General features: G+C 52.5%; 16 protein-coding genes and 2 tRNA genes. 4 read left to right on the plus strand and 14 right to left on the minus strand.

Going from position 1 to position 19,510, the window contains the following annotated elements:
* The first annotated feature begins 18 nt into the window (after nt 1-18).
* Complete coding sequence (locus FHW66_RS02775; RefSeq protein ID WP_183378168.1) at nt 19-804, plus strand: UDP-2,3-diacylglucosamine diphosphatase; 786 nt, start codon at nt 19-21, stop codon at nt 802-804.
* Between the two features lie 95 nt (nt 805-899).
* On the opposite strand, the gene cysE is transcribed toward FHW66_RS02775, so the two are convergent.
* The 3 genes from cysE to rnr form a co-directional block, all read right to left on the minus strand.
* On the minus strand, nt 900-1,652 hold the full coding sequence (cysE, locus tag FHW66_RS02780; RefSeq protein WP_183378169.1) for a serine O-acetyltransferase: 753 nt from the start codon (nt 1,650-1,652) through the stop codon (nt 900-902).
* Nucleotides 1,653-1,807: 155 nt separating this feature from the next.
* Nucleotides 1,808-2,545, minus strand: coding sequence for a 23S rRNA (guanosine(2251)-2'-O)-methyltransferase RlmB (gene rlmB / locus FHW66_RS02785; RefSeq protein ID WP_183378170.1), 738 nt, complete (start codon nt 2,543-2,545; stop codon nt 1,808-1,810).
* Nucleotides 2,546-2,665: 120 nt separating this feature from the next.
* Nucleotides 2,666-5,173 (minus strand): ribonuclease R, encoded by a 2,508-nt coding sequence (gene rnr / locus FHW66_RS02790; protein ID WP_183378171.1) that lies wholly within the window; start codon nt 5,171-5,173, stop codon nt 2,666-2,668.
* Between the two features lie 272 nt (nt 5,174-5,445).
* Between rnr and FHW66_RS02795 the strand changes: the two genes are divergently transcribed.
* From FHW66_RS02795 to FHW66_RS02805, 3 genes are all read left to right on the plus strand, one after another.
* Nucleotides 5,446-5,530 (plus strand) — tRNA-Leu (locus FHW66_RS02795).
* A 381-nt stretch (nt 5,531-5,911) separates the two neighbouring features.
* Nucleotides 5,912-5,996 (plus strand) — tRNA-Leu (locus tag FHW66_RS02800).
* A 246-nt stretch (nt 5,997-6,242) separates the two neighbouring features.
* Nucleotides 6,243-7,697, plus strand: a complete 1,455-nt coding sequence (locus FHW66_RS02805) for a GntP family permease (protein ID WP_183378172.1) — start codon at nt 6,243-6,245, stop codon at nt 7,695-7,697.
* A gap of 90 nt (nt 7,698-7,787) precedes the next feature.
* On the opposite strand, the gene FHW66_RS02810 is transcribed toward FHW66_RS02805, so the two are convergent.
* The 11 genes from FHW66_RS02810 to hisS form a co-directional block, all read right to left on the minus strand.
* Nucleotides 7,788-8,321, minus strand: a complete 534-nt coding sequence (locus tag FHW66_RS02810; protein WP_183378173.1) for a phosphoribosyltransferase — start codon at nt 8,319-8,321, stop codon at nt 7,788-7,790.
* Nucleotides 8,322-8,359: 38 nt separating this feature from the next.
* Nucleotides 8,360-9,673, minus strand: a complete 1,314-nt coding sequence (locus tag FHW66_RS02815) for an adenylosuccinate synthase (RefSeq protein ID WP_183378174.1) — start codon at nt 9,671-9,673, stop codon at nt 8,360-8,362.
* Between the two features lie 3 nt (nt 9,674-9,676).
* Nucleotides 9,677-10,828: an ATP phosphoribosyltransferase regulatory subunit gene (locus FHW66_RS02820; RefSeq protein WP_183378175.1), complete on the minus strand. Its 1,152-nt coding sequence runs from the start codon at nt 10,826-10,828 to the stop codon at nt 9,677-9,679.
* A gap of 200 nt (nt 10,829-11,028) precedes the next feature.
* Nucleotides 11,029-11,913: a protease modulator HflC gene (gene hflC / locus FHW66_RS02825; RefSeq protein ID WP_183378176.1), complete on the minus strand. Its 885-nt coding sequence runs from the start codon at nt 11,911-11,913 to the stop codon at nt 11,029-11,031.
* Nucleotides 11,913-13,211, minus strand: a complete 1,299-nt coding sequence (hflK, locus tag FHW66_RS02830; RefSeq protein ID WP_183378177.1) for an FtsH protease activity modulator HflK — start codon at nt 13,209-13,211, stop codon at nt 11,913-11,915. Before hflK ends, hflC begins: the two co-directional genes overlap by 1 nt.
* A 118-nt stretch (nt 13,212-13,329) precedes the next feature.
* Nucleotides 13,330-14,457, minus strand: a complete 1,128-nt coding sequence (gene hflX / locus FHW66_RS02835) for a GTPase HflX (RefSeq protein WP_183378178.1) — start codon at nt 14,455-14,457, stop codon at nt 13,330-13,332.
* Nucleotides 14,458-14,496: 39 nt separating this feature from the next.
* Nucleotides 14,497-14,736 carry an RNA chaperone Hfq gene (gene hfq, locus FHW66_RS02840; RefSeq protein ID WP_183378179.1) on the minus strand — a complete coding sequence of 80 codons (240 nt, stop codon included), beginning with the start codon at nt 14,734-14,736 and terminating at the stop codon, nt 14,497-14,499.
* Nucleotides 14,737-14,857: 121 nt separating this feature from the next.
* Entirely contained in the window at nt 14,858-16,198 is a 1,341-nt protein-coding gene (der, locus tag FHW66_RS02845; RefSeq protein ID WP_183378180.1) for a ribosome biogenesis GTPase Der, read from the minus strand.
* Nucleotides 16,199-16,204: 6 nt separating this feature from the next.
* Entirely contained in the window at nt 16,205-17,398 is a 1,194-nt protein-coding gene (gene bamB / locus FHW66_RS02850) for an outer membrane protein assembly factor BamB (RefSeq protein WP_183378181.1), read from the minus strand.
* Between the two features lie 47 nt (nt 17,399-17,445).
* Nucleotides 17,446-18,096 carry a tetratricopeptide repeat protein gene (locus tag FHW66_RS02855; RefSeq protein ID WP_183378182.1) on the minus strand — a complete coding sequence of 217 codons (651 nt, stop codon included), beginning with the start codon at nt 18,094-18,096 and terminating at the stop codon, nt 17,446-17,448.
* Between the two features lie 53 nt (nt 18,097-18,149).
* Nucleotides 18,150-19,502 carry a histidine--tRNA ligase gene (gene hisS / locus FHW66_RS02860; RefSeq protein ID WP_183378183.1) on the minus strand — a complete coding sequence of 451 codons (1,353 nt, stop codon included), beginning with the start codon at nt 19,500-19,502 and terminating at the stop codon, nt 18,150-18,152.
* Between the last annotated feature and the right edge of the window lie 8 nt (nt 19,503-19,510).

The following is a 19,510-nucleotide window of genomic DNA, read 5'->3' on the forward strand; positions in this document are numbered from 1 at the left end:
AGCTGATCACTCAGTACGATGATAATGACTTCATCTGCAGCGCAACCGAAAACGGTTGCGCTTTTTATTTCCGATCTGCATCTGCAGACAGCCTTGCCGCGTACAACGCAAGCGTTCTTCGACTTTATCGAACAGCATGCCGTGCATACCAGCCGGCTGTACCTACTCGGCGACATCTTCGAATACTGGGCCGGCGACGACGACATCGACACCCCCTACCATCGCAGCATCGTTGATGCGCTGCACGGACTGGTCGCACGTGGCGTTGAACTCTACTGGATCGCTGGTAACCGCGATTTTCTGGCCGGCGCAGGTTTTGCCGCGGCCACTGGTGCGACCATGCTAGAGGATGGCCATGTCATTTCGTTGGCCGGGCGTAGCATCACGCTAGCGCATGGCGATGCGCAATGCACGGACGACACCGCTTATATGGCGTTCCGTGCTCAGATCAGGCAGCCCGCGTGGCAGCAACAGTTTCTGTCGATGCCACTGGCGCAGCGCAAGGCTATTATTGAAGGTGTGCGCCAGACCAGCAAAGATGCCGGCAAGGAAAAGGCCGCCGAGATCATGGATGTCAATGCTGTTGCGATTGATGCACTGTTCGTACAGAGCGCCAATCAGGTATTGATTCACGGACACACGCACCGCCCTGCCCTGCATGTGGAACAGGTAGGTGGTCAGCAACGCCTGCGCTACGTATTGTCCGACTGGGAGTACGACGTCACGCCTGCCCGAGGTGGCTGGATCAGTCTGACCGAGGACGGCGCACTGCATCGCTTTGATGCGCAAGGGAATTTACTGTAAGAAGCCTTATCACTGCGGCGACACGTAATAAAAAAGGAGCAATCATCATTGCTCCTTTTTATTACGATGCCGCTGTAAGCTATTTTGCCTACCCGCTATTCCACCAACTTATTCAATCCGGCAGCGTCAAACTTGTCGAGCTCTTCCAGCTTTTCGCAACCGATGCCAGCGCTGCGCAAGGCCGCCAGAATCACCTCCAGCTGATGTTCTTGCGCTGCGGCCTGATCGATCAAACCGTGCAAGGCTTTTGACAAAGGATCATCACCATTGGGCGTAACACCATAGGCAGCAAACATTCGCGCCGCTGCCTGCTCCCGCGGATCGCGCTGCTCCTCCTTGCGCACCACCCGAGCCGGATTTCCAACAGCCGTAGCACCCGGAGGGACCTCTTTGACCACGACGGCATTGGAACCAACCTTGGCACCCGCACCAACGGTAAAACCACCCAGCACCTGAGCACCAGCACCAATAATCACGCCGCGCTCCAGCGTCGGATGCCGCTTGGTACCCTTGCTCAGCGAAGTACCGCCCAAGGTCACACCTTGATAGATGGTGCAGTCATCGCCAATTTCTGCCGTTTCACCAATCACGACACCAAAACCGTGATCAATAAACACGCGCCGACCAATCGTCGCCCCTGGATGAATTTCAATCCCGGTCAGACCGCGCGCCAGATGCGAAATAAAGCGTCCCAGCCATTTTAGCCCCCAACCCCAACAGGCGTGCGAGATCCGGTGCATGACAACGGCATGCAAGCCTGGATAACAGGTAAGGACCTCCCAGGCATTACGTGCGGCAGGATCTCGGTCGATGATGCTGGAAATATCTTCTCGAAGTCGGGTAAACATAGTCGTAACAGAGTGGCAATGGTTGCCATCTTACTTAATTACAGCAAGATGTGCCGGGAACGACACATCCCTTCTGAAGTCAATTTTCAAGCCTCCGATAGCCTGCTTACCACGTTCGTTACCACGCTGGAAAACAGCAATACCGTGATGCAGGCTTATTTCGGCAAACGCTGGCGGCGCGCTTCGTACAGACACACACCCGAAGCGACCGAGACATTTAGACTCTCAACCGAGCCGAACATGGGAATACTGACCAGCAAATCACAGGTTTCACGCGTCAGACGACGCATGCCCTCGCCTTCCGAACCCATCACCAGAGCGGTCGGGCCAGAAAAATCACCTGCATACAAATCTTTTTCAGCATCGTCCGTGGTGCCGATGAGCCAGACACCGCGATCCTTCAGGTCACGCATGGTCCGCGCCAGATTGGTGACGGTGATGTAGGGCACGGTTTCAGCTGCACCACTGGCAACCTTCGCCGCAGTGGCATTGAGGCCAACGGCGCGGTCCTTGGGCGCAATCACTGCATGCGCACCAGCACCATCGGCAACCCGAAGACAGGCACCGAGATTATGCGGATCGGTAATACCATCGAGGATCAGTAGCAAAGGCGGACCCTCGATGGCATCAAGCAATTCGTCAAGATTGCGTGCCAATGACAACTCGCCCGCTTTGGCAACCACACCCTGGTGGCGGCGCGTGCCGACGATATTCGACAAGCGCTGGTCATCGGCTTGAATAATGCGGACGCCCGCTGCTTTGGCGGCCTGCAGCAAATCACGCATACGCGCATCATTGCGATCGGCATCGACATAAAGTTCTTCAACCGAGGAAGCCTCGTGGCGAATGCGGGAAGTGACGGCATGGAAGCCGAAGATCATTTTACTTTTCATGGTTTTGCTTCTTTACTAAATAGGACTTACGCCCACCAGAACCTTGACGGTCAGGCGGGCGCAATGGGTGAGACGATCAGGCCGAATTCCCGGCCGCTACTGCTTGTTGAGGGAAGACGATTAACGCTTCTTTTTCCCTGGTCGGGCATAGGTTTTTGCAGGACGCTTGCGTTCCGTCTCGGCCGTACTCTTGCTGCGTGCAGCAGGCTTTCCGGCTTTGGCGGTCTTGCTGGCAACACGCCCCTTGCCTGACTTCGTCGGGGCCGCTGGCTTGGCACCACCGGTTTTTCCCGCACGTGCAGGCACAGCCTCGGCCGCCGGATTGAGCGGTTTTCCCTTGGTACGTGCCTGCTGCGCACTTTCGGCGCGGCGGGCTTCATTTTTCAGCAACGTGCGAATACCAGGCTCGGTCACCAGACCCAGATCAATCTTGCGCGCATCCAGATCAACCCGGCTGACCTGCACGGTGACGCGATCGGTCAATTGATAACGGATGCCGGTACGCTCACCGCGCAGTTCGTGACGCGCTTCATCGTACTGGAAGTAATCGGCGCCAAGCTCCGTGACATGCACCAGGCCTTCGATATACAGCGCATCAAGCTGAACAAAAATACCAAAGTTCGCTACGCCAGAAATCGTCCCGGTAAATTCTTCGCCCAGCTTATCCCGAATGAAATAGCACTTGAGCCATGCTTCGACATCGCGCGAGGCTTCGTCGGCACGACGTTCATTGGCCGAACAGTGAACGCCGAGCGCTTCCCAGATAGCGAGACCGCTTTCGGTTTTCTTCTTGCCATTGGCCCGATCCTGCGCCTGCATTTTGCGGGCGGCTGGTGACAACTGTGTGTTGAGTCCGCTGGTATCCATGCCTTTGGGATCATAGCGCTTACCCAGCAAAATGGCCTTGATTGCACGGTGCGTAAGTAAGTCAGGATAACGCCGGATGGGGCTGGTAAAGTGCGCGTAAGACTCATATGAAAGACCGAAGTGACCGATATTTTCGGGACTGTAGACGGCCTGCTGCATGGAGCGCAGCAACATGGTCTGAATCAGCAACGCATCCGGACGCGCCTTGATCTTGGGCATGAGCTCGGCATAGTCGGATGCACTTGGCGTATCACCACCGCCCAGGCTGAGACCGATCTGCTTGAGGAAGGTACGCAGCTGATTGAGCTTTTCCTTGGTCGGCCCGGCATGTACCCGATACAGACCAGGATGTTCATGTCGCTGCAACAGATCTGCGGCACACACATTGGCTGCCAGCATGCACTCTTCGATCAGACGATGCGCATCATTGCGGGTACGAGGGAGAATTTTTTCGATCTTGCCAGCAGCGTTGCAGACAATATAGGTTTCAGTCGTTTCAAAGTCGATCGCACCGCGGGCATGACGCGCCTGCAGCAGCGCCTGAAATACCTCATACAGATGCAGCAAATGAGGAACCAGGCCGGTACGACGCGCTGCTTCCGGTCCCTTGGTATTGGCCAATACTGCAGCGACCTCGGTATAGGTCAGTCGCGCTGCAGAATGGATCACAGCCGGATAGAACTGGTAAGCCTTGATCTCACCTTTGGCAGTAATCACGGCGTCACATACCAGGGTCAATCGGTCAACATCGGGATTGAGCGAACACAGACCATTGGAGAGCTTCTCGGGCAGCATCGGAATCACACGACGCGGGAAATACACCGAGGTGCTGCGCTCTAACGCATCGACATCGAGCGGATCATTCGGCTTGACGTAATGACTGACATCCGCAATCGCAACGATCAGTCGATAACCCTTGCTACGACCGATCTTGATTGGCTCGCAGTAAACCGCATCATCAAAGTCCCGCGCATCTTCACCATCAATCGTCACCAGGGGTACATCGCGCAAATCGACACGATCGGCGAGATCCGCAGCGCGCACTTCGGACGGCAGTTTGGTTGCATGCTTGCGGGCCGCTTCAGAGAATTCATGCGGTACGCCATACTTGCGGACGGCGATTTCAATTTCCATTCCAGGATCATCGATATCACCCAGAATTTCAGCAATCTTGCCGACTGGTTGTGTGTAGCGCGACGGCTGCTCAGTGAGCTGCACACTGACTACCTGACCCGCCTTGGCTTTGCCTGGAGGGCCTGCCAGCAACACATCCTGACCAATACGTTTGTCTTCCGGGGCGACTACCCAGACACCGTTCTCGTTGAGCAAACGGCCAATGACATGGGTATTGGCACGAGACACAACCTCGACAATCGTACCCTCAGGACGACCGCGACGATCCGTGCCGGTGATGCGCGCCTGCACGCGATCGCCATGCAAGACCTTTTGCATCTCTTTTTCCGGCAAAAAGATATCATCACTGGCGTCATCTGGAATCAGGAAACCGAAACCGTCCCGATGACTGTTGACACGCCCCTCAATGAAATTGGGCGAATGGGTAAGCTTGTAGTTACCCGCACGATCAGGCTTGATTTGTCCATCGCGCTCCATCGCGTTAAGGCGCCGCGTCAGACCGTCCATCTCTTCTGGCTTGACATTGAGTGCGGCAGCCAGCGTCATGACATTTTGTGCGCCAGACGAAGTACGCAGAATACCGAGAATTTCTTCGCGGCTGGGAATGGAATAGGGAAATTGGCTCAAAAGTGTACTTGGGTAAATTGTTATTCGTCAGTATGGTCAGGAATTGGTCCTGACATCTCTTGGAATACGGTTGCGTCAGCGCCAGCACAGACGTTACATGGTGACAGCTCTCGGGCAACAGGGACTAGTGTAACGGAGGATGTCGCTATTGTCCTAACTGACAACGCTGTCCTTTGGCTGCTTGCAAGATACTGCCGAAAAAACGAAAAAGAACGCCGATAGCATTTGACACTCGAAAAAAATCGGCTATAATCTCGTTCTTTCGCGTTATTGCCCACGTGGCGGAATTGGTAGACGCGCATGGTTCAGGTCCATGTGCCGCGAGGTGTGGGGGTTCGAGTCCCTCCGTGGGCACCAGCAATCTACGCGAATGACTTTGCAGTTCTGCAAAGCTTCTTTAGTACAAGAGACTTTCGGTTACTCCAATAGCGACAGTATCAACGTCGACTTACCGAAAACGTCTTAAGTACAATCTCATCTTACGATTCCCTAGGCAGCGTGCAAAGCAGACAGGTTTAATCGGCTTAACTTGAGCGAATGAATTCTGCCCCACCCCCTTTCATCACCGACATATACAAGTCAACGGAATCCAGCAAGCCAAGAAGCACAACAAACATCAGAAAAGACCCGGTCGCATGTGAAGTTTTGATTTTTCACATTATGTTATTGACCGCAAGACACAATACCCGTATTATTCAGCCCTTCGATGCGTTGCACACACCGTGTAACAACGCAAAGGCCCACGTGGCGGAATTGGTAGACGCGCATGGTTCAGGTCCATGTGCCGCGAGGTGTGGGGGTTCGAGTCCCTCCGTGGGCACCAAAATTGACCTGCTTACTCTTGAGTGAGCAACACAACTACCCCGTTTGAATGTCATGTTCAAGCGGGTTTTTTGTTGCCTGTTTTCACAAACATGCAACATGGATGAGCGGCAGAATCCGAATTGAGATCCCGCCCGCAAATACCTCCATCAATAAAACATCTCCCTGCTACGCTACATTTACTCGACGCCAAATAGCGCGCCCCGCAGTTGCAATTCAGTCTGACCCTTTTATCTGGAGTAGCGACATGGGCTTGCTCGGCATAGTATTTGCTCTCCTGTTCCTGATTTTCCTCGCCTATCGAGGATGGAGCATTCTGCTGCTGGCGCCACTGGCGGCGATGCTGGCCGCGATGACTGCAGGCCAGCCGGTGCTTGCGCACTGGACCTTGACATTCATGCACGGCGCGGGAAATTTCGTCGCCCGTTTCTTCCCCCAGTTCATGCTAGGCGCGGTCTTCGGTAAATTGATGGATGACAGTGGATCACTACAAACCATTGCCGAATTCATGACCCGCAAGCTGGGGCCTCAGCGCGCGATACTTGCTGTGGTTTTGTCAGGAACCATCGTGACCTATGGCGGCGTCAACGTCATTATTTCCTATTTCGTGCTGGTCCCGATGGCACACACCATATTTAAGGCAGGCAATATCGCTCACCGACTCATGCCTGCCACAATTGTACTTGGTACCTCCACGTATACCATGACAGCTCTGCCGGGAACGCCTTCGATTCAAAATACTATCCCTGCGCCCTACTTCGGCACCACGCCATTCTCCGCTCCGGGTCTTGGCCTCATCGCCAGTGCAATCATGCTCAGTTTCGGTTTATGGTGGTTGATCCGAGCAGATAGAAAAGCACGCAGTCAGGGCATCGGTTACGCTACCGGCAATGGAATGTCCTGTGACGTTGCCAGCGAAGACTTGCTGGTGCGAGAGCGCGCAACGACCGCACATGAATTTGATCCCACGGAACTACATCGCGGCAGTCACAGCACGACCCAACCAAACATAGGAGCAGCAATCCTTCCGCTACTGGTTGTCCTGCTTGTGAATCTCCTGATGAACCTGCAGGTCCTGCCGAACATGGATACTAGCTATCTCGCTGACGCATTCTGGGGGCACACGAGCCTGTCAGCGCTCAGCGGTATCTGGGCCGTACTCACAGGTTTGGGTGCCGGACTGCTGTGCCTGCTACTGATCAACTTCAAGCGTTTGCCATCCCTGCGAAATAGCGTAGACGCCGGTGCCAATGCGGCAGCACTGCCAGTACTGAGCGTGGCCAGCCTGGTCGGATTCGGCTCTGTGGTGGCAAGTTTGCCCGCATTTGCCAGCGTGCGCGATTGGCTACTCGCAATCCCAGGAGGGCCATTGGTATCCCTGGCAATTTCCATCAATACATTGGCAGGATTGACTGGCTCCGCCTCAGGCGGACTAACCATTGCTTTGCAAACCTTGGCACCGACTTTTAATAACTTGTCGGCCAGTTTGTATATCGATCCGGCACTGATGCACAGAGTCGCCGTGATCGGTGCCGGCACCCTCGACAGTCTGCCACACAATGGCGCAGTCATCAGCGTACTCGCCCTGAGTGGCGCCACGCATCATGAAAGTTATCGGGATATCGTCATGGTTGCCATCGTTGGACCAATGATGGCACTGATCGCCGTCATCATGCTTGGCAGCATCCTGGGCGCATTCTAGACTTAAGCATCTGCCCTACAACGAAAAAGGGCTTACCCCATACCAGGCAAGCCCCTCCAGTTTGCTAGCCAACCATGGCAGGCAAGAAAATTACTTCGATTCTTTCTTGACCCACGCTGCCAGTTGATGCGCACCAAGTCCGTCATAGTCCTCAAACGGTTGATGGATCCATGGATTAGTTGGCAAGTATTGCAGATGATAGTCAGGCTCGACGACCGAACATGCCTTCCACCAGAGCACCGCTGACTTGATTTCGGTCACGGCAGGATAGTGCTCCTTGAGATGGGTTTGTACTTTCTGCAGCGTGATACCAGAATCGACCAGATCATCCACTAACAGCACGCGACCAGACAAACTACCCTTAGTGATGGTGATGTACTTGGCAATATCGAGACTACTGCGAATGGTGCCAGCAGCTTCACGATACGAACTTGTCGACAGGATCGCCAATGGCACGTCAAAGATGCGCGAGAATACATCTCCCGGACGCAAACCGCCGCGCGCCAGACACAACACCTGATCAAACTGCCAACCCGATTCATACACCTTGAGGGCCAGCTTTTCGATACTGCGGTGATAATCATCCCATGAGACCCACAGGTCTTTGTCGTCGGATATCTTCATATTTTTCTTCCGTTAAAACACTTTAACCATCTAGCCGCTTACTTGAATGGATGACGCAGGACGATGGTTTCCTCACGGTCGGGACCGGTTGAAATCATGTCGATGGGCACGCCAACCAACTCTTGAATGCGTTGAATATAGTTGCGTGCATTTTGCGGCAAACCATCCACCGATTGCACACCAACAGTCGACTCGCTCCAACCAGGCATTTCTTCATAGATTGGCTCGCAGGCTGCGGCCTCTTCTGCACCGACAGGGAAAATATCAACCTTCTTCCCATTGAGTGTATAGCCTGTGCACAGCTTAAGCGACTCGAGACCATCGAGCACATCCAGCTTGGTCAGGCACATACCGGAAACACCATTGATCTGTACCGAACGCTTGAGCAAAGCAGCATCGAACCAGCCACAACGACGTGCACGGCCAGTGACAGTACCAAACTCATGACCAACGCTGGCCAGATGCTTACCGACGCCCGCATCCGTCGGCAGTTCAGCCGGGAATGGCCCGGAGCCGACACGAGTAGTGTAAGCTTTGGTAATACCCAGGACGTAGTGCAGCATGTCTGGACCAACGCCTGCTCCCGCGGCGGCATTGCCTGCCACACAGTTGCTGGAGGTAACGAAGGGATAGGTACCGTGATCAACGTCCAGCAAGCTACCTTGCGCGCCTTCGAACAGCAAATTAGCACCATTCTGATTCGCGATATGTAGATCATTGGAAACGTCCGCCACCATTGGCTTGAGACGCGGAACATTGGCCAGCGCATCGTCCAGAGTCTTCTGGAAGTCGACCGGCTGAGTCTTCAGATACTGGGTTAGCACGAAATTGTGGTAGTCCAGGTTTTCTAGCAATTTTTCTGCAAAACGCTTTTCATTGAGCAAGTCAGCGACACGAATCGCACGACGCGACACCTTGTCCTCATAGGCTGGGCCAATACCCTTGCCGGTGGTACCGATCTTGGCGGCACCGCGGGCTGCTTCACGCGCCACGTCCAATGCAACGTGGTAAGGCAGAATCAATGGACAGGCGGCAGAAACCTTCAGACGCGAAGCAACTTCAACGCCTGCAGCTTCAAGCTTGTCGATTTCCCGCAACAAATCCGGTACCGACAAGACCACACCGTTACCGATATAGCATGCAACACCTGCACGCATGATGCCCGATGGAATCAACTGCAAAGCAGTCTTTTGACCACCAATTACCAAGGTGTGTCCGGCATTGTGACCACCCTGGAAGCGCACCACGCCTTGCGCGTGATCGGTCAGCCAATCGACGATTTTTCCCTTGCCCTCATCGCCCCATTGAGTACCGATAACGACGACATTTTTTGCATTGCTTTTCTGTAACATGGCTTAACCCAAATTTTTGATAATCCAATTTCCATCGCTCAATTCGACTGCACGATCACAGTCAAACTCGTCTTGGTCGTTTTCGTGACCAGGGAAGCTCTGAATCACAACTTCCCCGGCTTGCCGCAATTCCGTTATTTTCTCACGCAACCCGGCCTCAGTACCCCATGGAGCACGAATTGCACGCTTTCTTTCAGCACCCGGCAACAGTCGGGCAAGCTCTCGCAGATCCATGGAAAATCCAGTCGCAGGGCGCGAACGACCAAACGCCTCGCCCACGTGGTCGTAACGACCACCGCGCACTACCGCATTGGGCAGTCCCGGCACATAGGCTGCGAACATCACGCCGCTATGGTAATGATAGCCCCGCAGATCAGCCAGATCGATAGTGACATTCGCTTCACCTGCCAATTGCGCCAACGCGACTAACTCATCGAGTGCCTGGGCAATACCAGGAAACGCCGGCAGCATCTGACGTGCCTTGGCGATGATATCGATATCGCCGTACAAGCCGGGCAGCACCAGCAACGCATCCCTCACCTGCGACTGATAATCCTTGCTCAGTTCCTGCAAACCTGGCACATCCTTGGCTTGCAGCAAATCAAAGAGCTGCGCGGCTTGCTGACGCGCCTTCTCGTCATTTGCAATAATTGCGCGTAAGACTCCAACGTGGCAAAGATCCAGACGAACCTGGGTAATCCCGGCCTGCGCCAGCGAGGACAACGCCAACTCCTGAATTTCAGCATCCGCTTCAAGTCCGCCATGACCGTAGATTTCCGCACCGATCTGCAGTGGCTCGCGCGTAGCATGCAAGCCGGAAGGACGTGTATGCAGGACGCTGCTGGCGTAGCAAAGGCGGGTAACAGAATCACGATTGAGCAAATGTGCATCAATACGTGCCACCTGCGTGGTCATGTCCGCACGAATTCCCAACGTCCGGCCGGACAACTGATCCACCAGCTTGAAGGTACGCAAATCAGTATCCTGACCAGCTCCCGTCAACAGGGATTCAAGATACTCCAGCAGCGGTGGCATAACCATTTCATAGCCGTACAGACGAAAGTTGTCGAGCATGCGCCGGCGCAACTCTTCAATCTTGCGCGCCTCGGAGGGCAAGACATCAGCGATATTTTCAGGAAGAAGCCAATTAGGCATAAAACAAATCAATCTAAAATATTATGAAAGTACTTCCACTACACACGCAGCAAGGCACGCAAGTCAAAAGACATGCATGCCTTGGTAAAAACACATCAGCAATTGGAACACAGCAAAGATTTTGGACTTCAAAAAAGGAAAGATGCCCCTAACAAGCAGCATCAGTCCTCCATGAATTTGTAGTCCTGCCACGACATTTGCTATTTCTTGGCGCCAAGCCCCCCTACGCCTTTGAAATATTTGAAAAACTCGGAACTGGGGTCTACCACCAGCACATCGTGTCGAGTCTTGAAACTGGCACGATACGCCTCCAAACTACGGTAGAACTTGTAAAAATCCGGATTCTGGCCAAATGCCTGAGCATAGATCTGGGATGCCTTAGCATCGCCTTCTCCACGAATCTTTTCTGCATCACGATAGGCTTCTGCGAGCAACACGACACGCTGACGATCCGCATCAGCCCGTATTTTCTCCGATTCCGCCGCACCAGTCGATCGTAACTCGTTAGCTACTCGTGCCCGCTCCGACTTCATGCGATCAAATACCGAGTTATTGATCTGCTCAACATAGTCGACCCGACGCAGACGCACATCAATAATCTCAGCACCAATCTGCGTTGCCTCCAGAGAAACCTTGCGCTGGATAGCATCCATGACCTTGCCACGCTCACCGGAAATCACTTCACGCACCGTACGCTTGGTGATTTCCTCATTCAACGCAGCCTTGACGATTTGCGACAACCTATCTTGTGCCCGACGCTCATCACCACCAAAACTCACAAAATAGAGACGGGGATTCACAATGCGCCATTTGACGAAAGAATCAACGAGAACGTTTTTTTTCTCAGCGGTAATAAAACGATCAGCATCCGGTGTATCGAGCGTCTGAATCCGGTTGTCGATATACACGACGTTTTGGAAAGGTGGTGGCAATTTGAAGTGCAACCCCGGTTGAGTTACTACTTCCTTGACTTCACCCAACGCAAACACAATCGCTGACTGCCGCTGATCAACAATAAAAATCGTTGATGAGAGTAAGAAAGCTGCCAGTACGACGACAACAATGCTGGTAATCAGACGATTCATTAGCGTACCTCCCGATCACGCGCGTCACGCTCATCACGATTACGCGAATCTCGCGACATCTCTGACGGATACACGGATTCAGTTCCCGGAGTAGCAGGTAAAGTTGCGGGTGGCGTACCAGGCTTTGCAGGTGCAGCAGCATCAATCTGCTGCATTAACTTATCCAAAGGCAAATACAAGAGATTGCTGCCACTCTTGGCATCCACCATCACCTTGGTGGTATTGGTAAAGATTTGTTGCATAGTTTCCAGGTACATACGATCTCTAGTGACCGCAGGTGCTTTTTGATACTGCTCCAGAACCTGCTTGAAGCGCGCAGCATCACCTTCGGCATTCGCGACGATTCGCGAGCGGTAAGCATCAGCCTCTTCCAGCAGACGCGATGCAGCACCGCTGGCCTTTGGAATCACATCGTTGGCATACGCTTGGCCTTCATTTTTCAGACGTTCGCGATCCTGACCGGCCTTCACAGCATCATCGAATGCAGCCTGTACCTGCTCAGGTGGTTGGACACCCTGCATCGTGACATTGGTAATCTGGACACCAGACTTATATCGGTCGAGAATTTGCTGCATCAACTGTCCCACATCGAGCGCAACCTTTTCACGACCTTCATACAGCACAAAATCCATTTTGCTACGACCGACAATTTCGCGGATTGCAGTCTCGGCAACCTGGCGCACAGTTTCATCCTGATCACGATTATTAAACAACCACTGCGATGCATCCTTGAGGGTGTACTGAACCGCGAACTGAATGTCGATGATATTCTCATCGTCTGTCAGCATGAGCGACTCTTTAAGCTGCTTATTCTTGGGGTTCCCGCGATAGCCGATTTCCGCTGTACGTACCTGAGAAACATTAACGATTTCATGGCTTTGTATCGGATAAGGCCAGCGCCAATTGAAACCAGCCAGGGTGGTATGACTATATTTCCCAAACGTCATCACAACGGCTGTCTGCCCTTCCTGCACAATAAAAAATCCACTGGCGAGCCAAAGAAAAACAACCACAGCACCAATCAAGCCGACACCAATGCCGGCATTTTTTATATCACCGCGATTGAAGCCATCGTTGTTATCCGGGCCACTGCCTCCACCACCGCGTTTGCCGAACAGGCGGCTGATGCGATTATTGAAATCACGCCAAAGCTGATCCAGATCGGGCGGACCATCTTCAGGCTTTTTGTTACCATTGTTGGGATTTTGACGATTATTATCATCCTGCGAACCACGCCCCCATTGAGGGTCGTTTAACGAGAATTTCAAACCGAGTTTTTTGATGAGAGAACCAAGCATGCGTTGCGATCCGGCTTAATTTTTAAATACGTCAAAAGGGAATGACCGCCAACTAAACTATTTGCCAGGCAAGCCGGCCACACGAGAAAAGTGCACCTCCAGCAATTACCCAGCGACCTTAGTGCGCGTGCACATCTTGAGAATCGACAACCTGAGCCTGCATTTGTCTGCGCGCTTCTACCGCTGATTTCAGTGAGTCTGCAATAGACTGCCGCAATAAATCCAGACCAGCCCCGGTTTTGGCGCTGACAAAAACTCTGCGGATTTTACCATACTCATCATACTCAACTGCCGGCTCAAGTTCCGCAGCATCAATCTTGTTCCAGATAAGAATTTGAGGAATATGATCTGCACCGATTTCCTTCAACACCAGGTTGACCTGCTCAATCTGCTCCATGCGCACAGAACTGGCAGCATCAACCACATGCAACAGCAGATCCGCATGAATCGTTTCTTCGAGCGTTGCTCGAAATGCAGCCACCAGTTGGTGCGGCAATTCTCGAATGAAACCAACGGTGTCAGAAATTACAACATGCCCGACTTCCCCGAGATAAACACGTCTTGAGGTAGTATCCAAAGTAGCAAACAGCTGATTGGCCGCGTACGCACCTGCTTTGGAGAGCGCATTGAAAACGGTGGATTTACCTGCATTGGTGTAACCAACCAGCGACACCGAGAATGTGTCATTACGACCACGCGCACGCCGTTGTGTCGCATGCTGGCGCCGCAATTTATCAAGCAAATTACGCAAAGCCTTGACTCGCTCACCAAGCAGCCGACGGTCAGTCTCCAGCTGGGTTTCACCCGGACCGCGCAAGCCAATACCACCCTTTTGCCGCTCCAAGTGGGTCCATCCACGAATCAAACGTGTAGACAAATGTTGAAGCTGTGCCAATTCAACCTGGACCTTACCCTCGTGGCTTTTGGCACGTTGAGCAAAAATATCCAAAATCAGGCTGGTACGATCAAGAACACGAACCTTCAGCAGCCGCTCAAGATTACGCTGCTGAGCAGGAGACAAGGCGTGATTGAATATAACGATTTCAAGTTGCAAATCTGCAACAGCATCTACAACCTCCTGCACCTTACCGGAACCGGCAAATAAGGCTGCGTCTGGGCTGGCGCGCTTACCTGTAATTGTCGTAACAGGCTCTACACCAGCAGACTTTGCCAATAGATAAAGCTCATCCAGACTGGCGGCAAAATTATTTTTGCCGAAATCCAGACCAACTAGCGCGGCACGCATATCAGATGCACACGGCGTAAAGCCGGACTGGACAATCCATTATTCTGCTTCTGTCGAATCAAGGCTGAGATTGACGGCACGGGCAGGAACCACGGTCGAAATGGCATGTTTGTAAACCATTTGAGTCACCGTGTTACGCAAAAGAACAACATATTGATCGAACGACTCAACGTGTCCTTGCAGTTTGATACCGTTGACCAGATAGATCGAAACGGGGACGTGCTCTTTTCTTAAAGCATTAAGAAATGGGTCTTGTAACAATTGCCCTTTGTTGCTCATGGCAGCTCCACTATGTTGTTGTGATTAGGATTTGGAGGCACCTGATGAAAATTCAAGTGCTTTACCAATCTATGCGTTATGAATGTATACGATTTCCTTACTACCGCCAAGAATCCCGAATCTATTTATCTTGGCGAATGAAAGGGTTCTTGCTCGAGCGGAACTCGATACGCAGTGGAGTGCCAATCAAAGAGAAAGTTTCACGGAAATGTTTTTCCAGATACCGTTTGTAATTATCATCCACAGCTTCCAATGCGTTGCCGTGAATCACTACTACCGGCGGATTCTGTCCACCTTGATGTGCATAACGTAGTTTAGGTCGAATAGAGCCTTTACGGCGCGGCTGCTGATGCTCAACAGCCTCAATCAGCGCACGGGTCAGTTTAGGGGTCGTCAAATTGGCCATCGCCGCTGCATAGGCCGAGTCAATTGACTTCATCAACGGTACGATACCAGTCGACTTCAGCGCAGAAATAAAATGGAATTTTGCGAACGACAGGAAGTTCAGCTTGCGTTCAAGGTCCATCTTGATCTCATCACGCCGATCACTTTGCAGACCGTCCCACTTATTAACACCAACCACCAGGGCTCTTCCGGACTCCAGCACAAATCCAGCGATGTGCGCGTCTTGCTCCGAGATATCTTGCTGTGCGTCCAGCAGCAACAGGACAACATTGGCTTCAGAAATCGACTGCAAAGTTTTCACAACCGAAAATTTTTCGATCGCCTCAAACACCTTACCGCGACGGCGAATCCCTGCCGTGTCAATCAATGTATACTGCTTGCCGTCACGCTCAAAAGGAATCTCGATAGAATCGCGCGTTGTACCTGGCATATCGAAAGCAATAACCCGCTCTTCACCGAGCAAGGTATTAACCAATGTAGATTTTCCGACATTCGGACGCCCTACTATCGCAATCTTGGTGCCGCGAGCAACTTCGACTTCTTCACCCAATTCAGGACGCTGTACAAGAGCAAGATTGATTGACTCGTCGACCAAGTCGGCAACGCCATCACCATGCGCGGCCGAGATGACATACGGATCGCCCAGACCAAGCTCATAGAACTCTGCTGTCACCGAGGTATATTTCATCCCCTCTGCCTTGTTGACCACAAGCATGACCGAGCGTCCTGACTTGCGTAGAAAGTCAGTGATCGTCTTGTCATGCGGCGTCAATCCCTGACGTCCGTCCACGATAAAAATAACGACATCAGCCTCGACCACCGCCTGCTTGGTCTGCTTGGCCATTTCGTGCATGATGCCCTCTTTCGCTACCGGCTCAAAACCACCAGTATCGATCACCAAAAAAGGACGCTCACCAACTCGCCCCTCACCGTAATGACGATCACGTGTGAGACCGGGCAAATCAGCGACGAGCGCATCACGCGAACGTGTGAGCCGATTGAACAATGTCGATTTACCGACATTGGGACGACCAACTAGTGCAATAACCGGCTTCATTAAATATTATTCCGCCGCTAAAGCGACCAATGTTCCTGCTTGAGTTTGAAAAACGACAGCATCACCAGCGACAATCGGTGTCACTTGAATCGGGCTGCCATCGGTACTAATACGAGCGACTAAGGATCCGTCATCCGCAGAAAGGAAATGCACATACCCCTGATAATCACCAACAGCAACCGCCTTGCCTACAGCGATTGGCGGTGACAGTCGGCGGTAAGCCAGCAACTTGTCCCTGTGCCAGAGCAATGCGCCCGTATCACGCGCAAATTTAGTAACACCGCCCTTGTCATCGGACGAAAATACGTACTGTCCGTCCAACGTCAGGCCGGAATCACTGGAAAATGATCGGGCCCAACGTACATTTCCATTCGCCACATCAAAGCAGCCAATACGGCCCTGATGCGCTACCGCACAAATATCACGAACACCAAGTGCGGGTACACCGGAAACATCTGCAATACGTTCGAGTTCCGTTGTGCCACGAGGATCGCCTACAGCAACTTCCCAACGGGCTCCACCATTATTGGTTGCCATTGCTGACAAGCGACCACCAGGTAATGCAACGTAGACTGTCTGCGAATCCAGAACCATGCCTGGTGCGCTACGCAGGGTCAATGTCGGCAATGGCCGAGTCACAATCCAGCGGCGCTTGCCACTATCTGCATCATAGGCGCTAATGCTATTGTCAATACTGCGCAGGATCACCATTCCATATCCGACCACAGGTGCGGACAATACTTCACTCGGCGCCTGCGACTTCCACATTGGCTTGCCAGTAGCATCATAAGCCTGAATCACACCTTTTTCACCGACAACGACGACGACATTACCATCAGTACCGACACCCGCAGTCAATGACATGCCTGCGTCAACGCGCCATACCACCTGACCAGTATCAGCACTCAGACGCGCAACCGCACCACCAGTTGCAGCTGCAAAAATACTCCCCTGCATATACACCGGAGTCAGTTGATAAGTGGCCGCCTTCTCAGAAGAAGAGGACTTTCCAATGACGGCACTCCACAGAGTTTGCGTACGCAAGGTCTGCTTGAATTCGACTAACGGCGCAGGCGGATTAGCCTCTTTTTTACTCGAAAACAACGAGCAACCAGACAGGAGCGCAAATACACCGACTACCACGACCTTTGCCGATAACACACCTGCACGCTTGAATAATATTTGTGACTGTTGAGGCATCTTATTCTTTCTTCTCATCGAATTCATCTCGAAACAATCAGACCCGCTCAGCCGGCTGCCGAGACGGCGGCACCGCCAATGGCATCAAGCTTTAGCTGGATAAGTTGACGCGCAGGATTGCGCTCGTCCGTTTTGTCGAGCGCTGTTTGATAGGCCTTACGCGCTTCCTCCAACTTGTTTTGTGCTACGAGAATATCTGCTTTCCGATCAGCAACAGCGCCCGCAAACTGCACAGGGAAGTCACCCGACAAGAGCTTCAAGGCATCATCGTAAGCCTTCGCATCGAGCAGAATTCCGGCTAGACGGATAGCGGCTATGGCTCGATACTCTGCATCCCGACCATGATCAATCACCCACTGCAACTGCTTCTTGGCACCATCGCCATCATTGGCCTGAAATGCCTGTTTGGCAGCGACCAACCCACTCATCTGTGCATAGGCAGTGCTACCGAATTTATCCTGAATATCGGTCGCCGCACGCAATACCTTGGCACCATCGTTGGCCTGAACCGCTTTTTGCTGCTCCTCATAGAGCTGCGACGCCTGCTGTGCCTGCCTGCTTTGATAAATATGCCAACCGCTCCAGGCTGCATAAGCTGCCAGAGCAACAATCAATACCCAGGTCAACAAATTGCCATATTTGCTCCAGAATGCCTTGATGGAAGCCAGCTGCTCTTGTTCTTCGAGATCGTATGCCATGAATGATGTCTAAAAGTTTAAAAGTGAATTCCGAGACTCACTCTGTCAATTGTTCAAGGATGGTAGTGCACGTGCTCATGGTCGTGATCATGAGCATGATCGCCAACAATCTGGTTCACCACGTGATCGGGCACGTCGTCAAATCCGATGGTTACCTGATTCGATTCACTGTCCTGAGCACGCAGATTTTTGACTGTTGCAGTTGAATTGGCGACTTCGTCATCACCAATGATGACGGCGAACCCTGCACCGCTTGCGTCAGCTTTTTTCATTTGCGACTTGAAACTGCCACCAGCACCGGCCGATGCGCAATGTAGCACAACATCCAGGCCTGCACCGCGCAATCTTTCCGCCATGACAAACGCCTGCAATTGTGCCTCCTCACCCTGATGCACCATATAGACATCGCACTGATTGGGCGTGTATTGCTCACCGCTGACCTTCATCAACTCCAGCAGGCGTTCAACACCCATTGCAAATCCACAGGCAGGTGTCGGCTTGCCGCCAAACATTTCGATCAACGGATCGTAGCGCCCCCCACCACAGACAGTTCCTTGTGCGCCTAACTGGTCAGTGACCCATTCAAATACTGTCCGGTTGTAATAGTCCATACCGCGGACAAGACGGGGATTGATCGTGAATGGGATATTGTTGTGACGCAGGATTTTCTGTACACCCTCGAAGTGCGACAGAGACTCTTCGCCCAAATAATCCAGCAGTTTAGGGGCCGCGTTGACCATATCTTGCATCGCAGGATTCTTTGTATCAAGAATCCGCAACGGATTAGCATGTAAACGACGACGCGCATCAGCATCGAGCAGGTCATGATGCTGTTCAAAATAGTTGATCAAGTCGGCACGATGGCGATTACGCTCTTCCGCATTACCAATCGAGTTGAGTTCAAGCCGAATGTCTTGCAGGCCCAGGTCATCCCACAGGCGCTGACACATCATGATCAGTTCAGCATCAATATCGGGACCAGTAAAACCGAGTGCTTCCGCGCCAACCTGATGAAACTGCCGGTAGCGGCCGCGCTGTGGGCGTTCGTGACGGAACATTGGCCCTGCGTACCACAACCGCTTTGGTCCATCATAGGTGAGATTATGCTCAAGCGCTGCACGCACAACACTGGCTGTATTCTCAGGACGTAGCGTCAAATTGTCGCCATTCATCGAGTCAGTAAAGGAATACATTTCCTTCTCGACAATATCGGTAACCTCACCAAGACCGCGCGCAAACAGCGCGGTTGGCTCGACGATGGGGGTGCGAATTTGCTGAAAGCCATAGCTCTTGAGCACTGACTGAACAGTGTTCTCAAACAACTCCCACAGTGGAGCATCGGCCGGCAGAATGTCATTCATTCCTTTGACACCGACGATTTTTTCGGATTTCTTGTTTTCAGACATGCTAATGA

Origin of the sequence: Herbaspirillum sp. Sphag64, assembly GCF_014192645.1 — a bacterium.
Classification (GTDB): Bacteria; Pseudomonadota; Gammaproteobacteria; order Burkholderiales; family Burkholderiaceae_D; genus Herbaspirillum.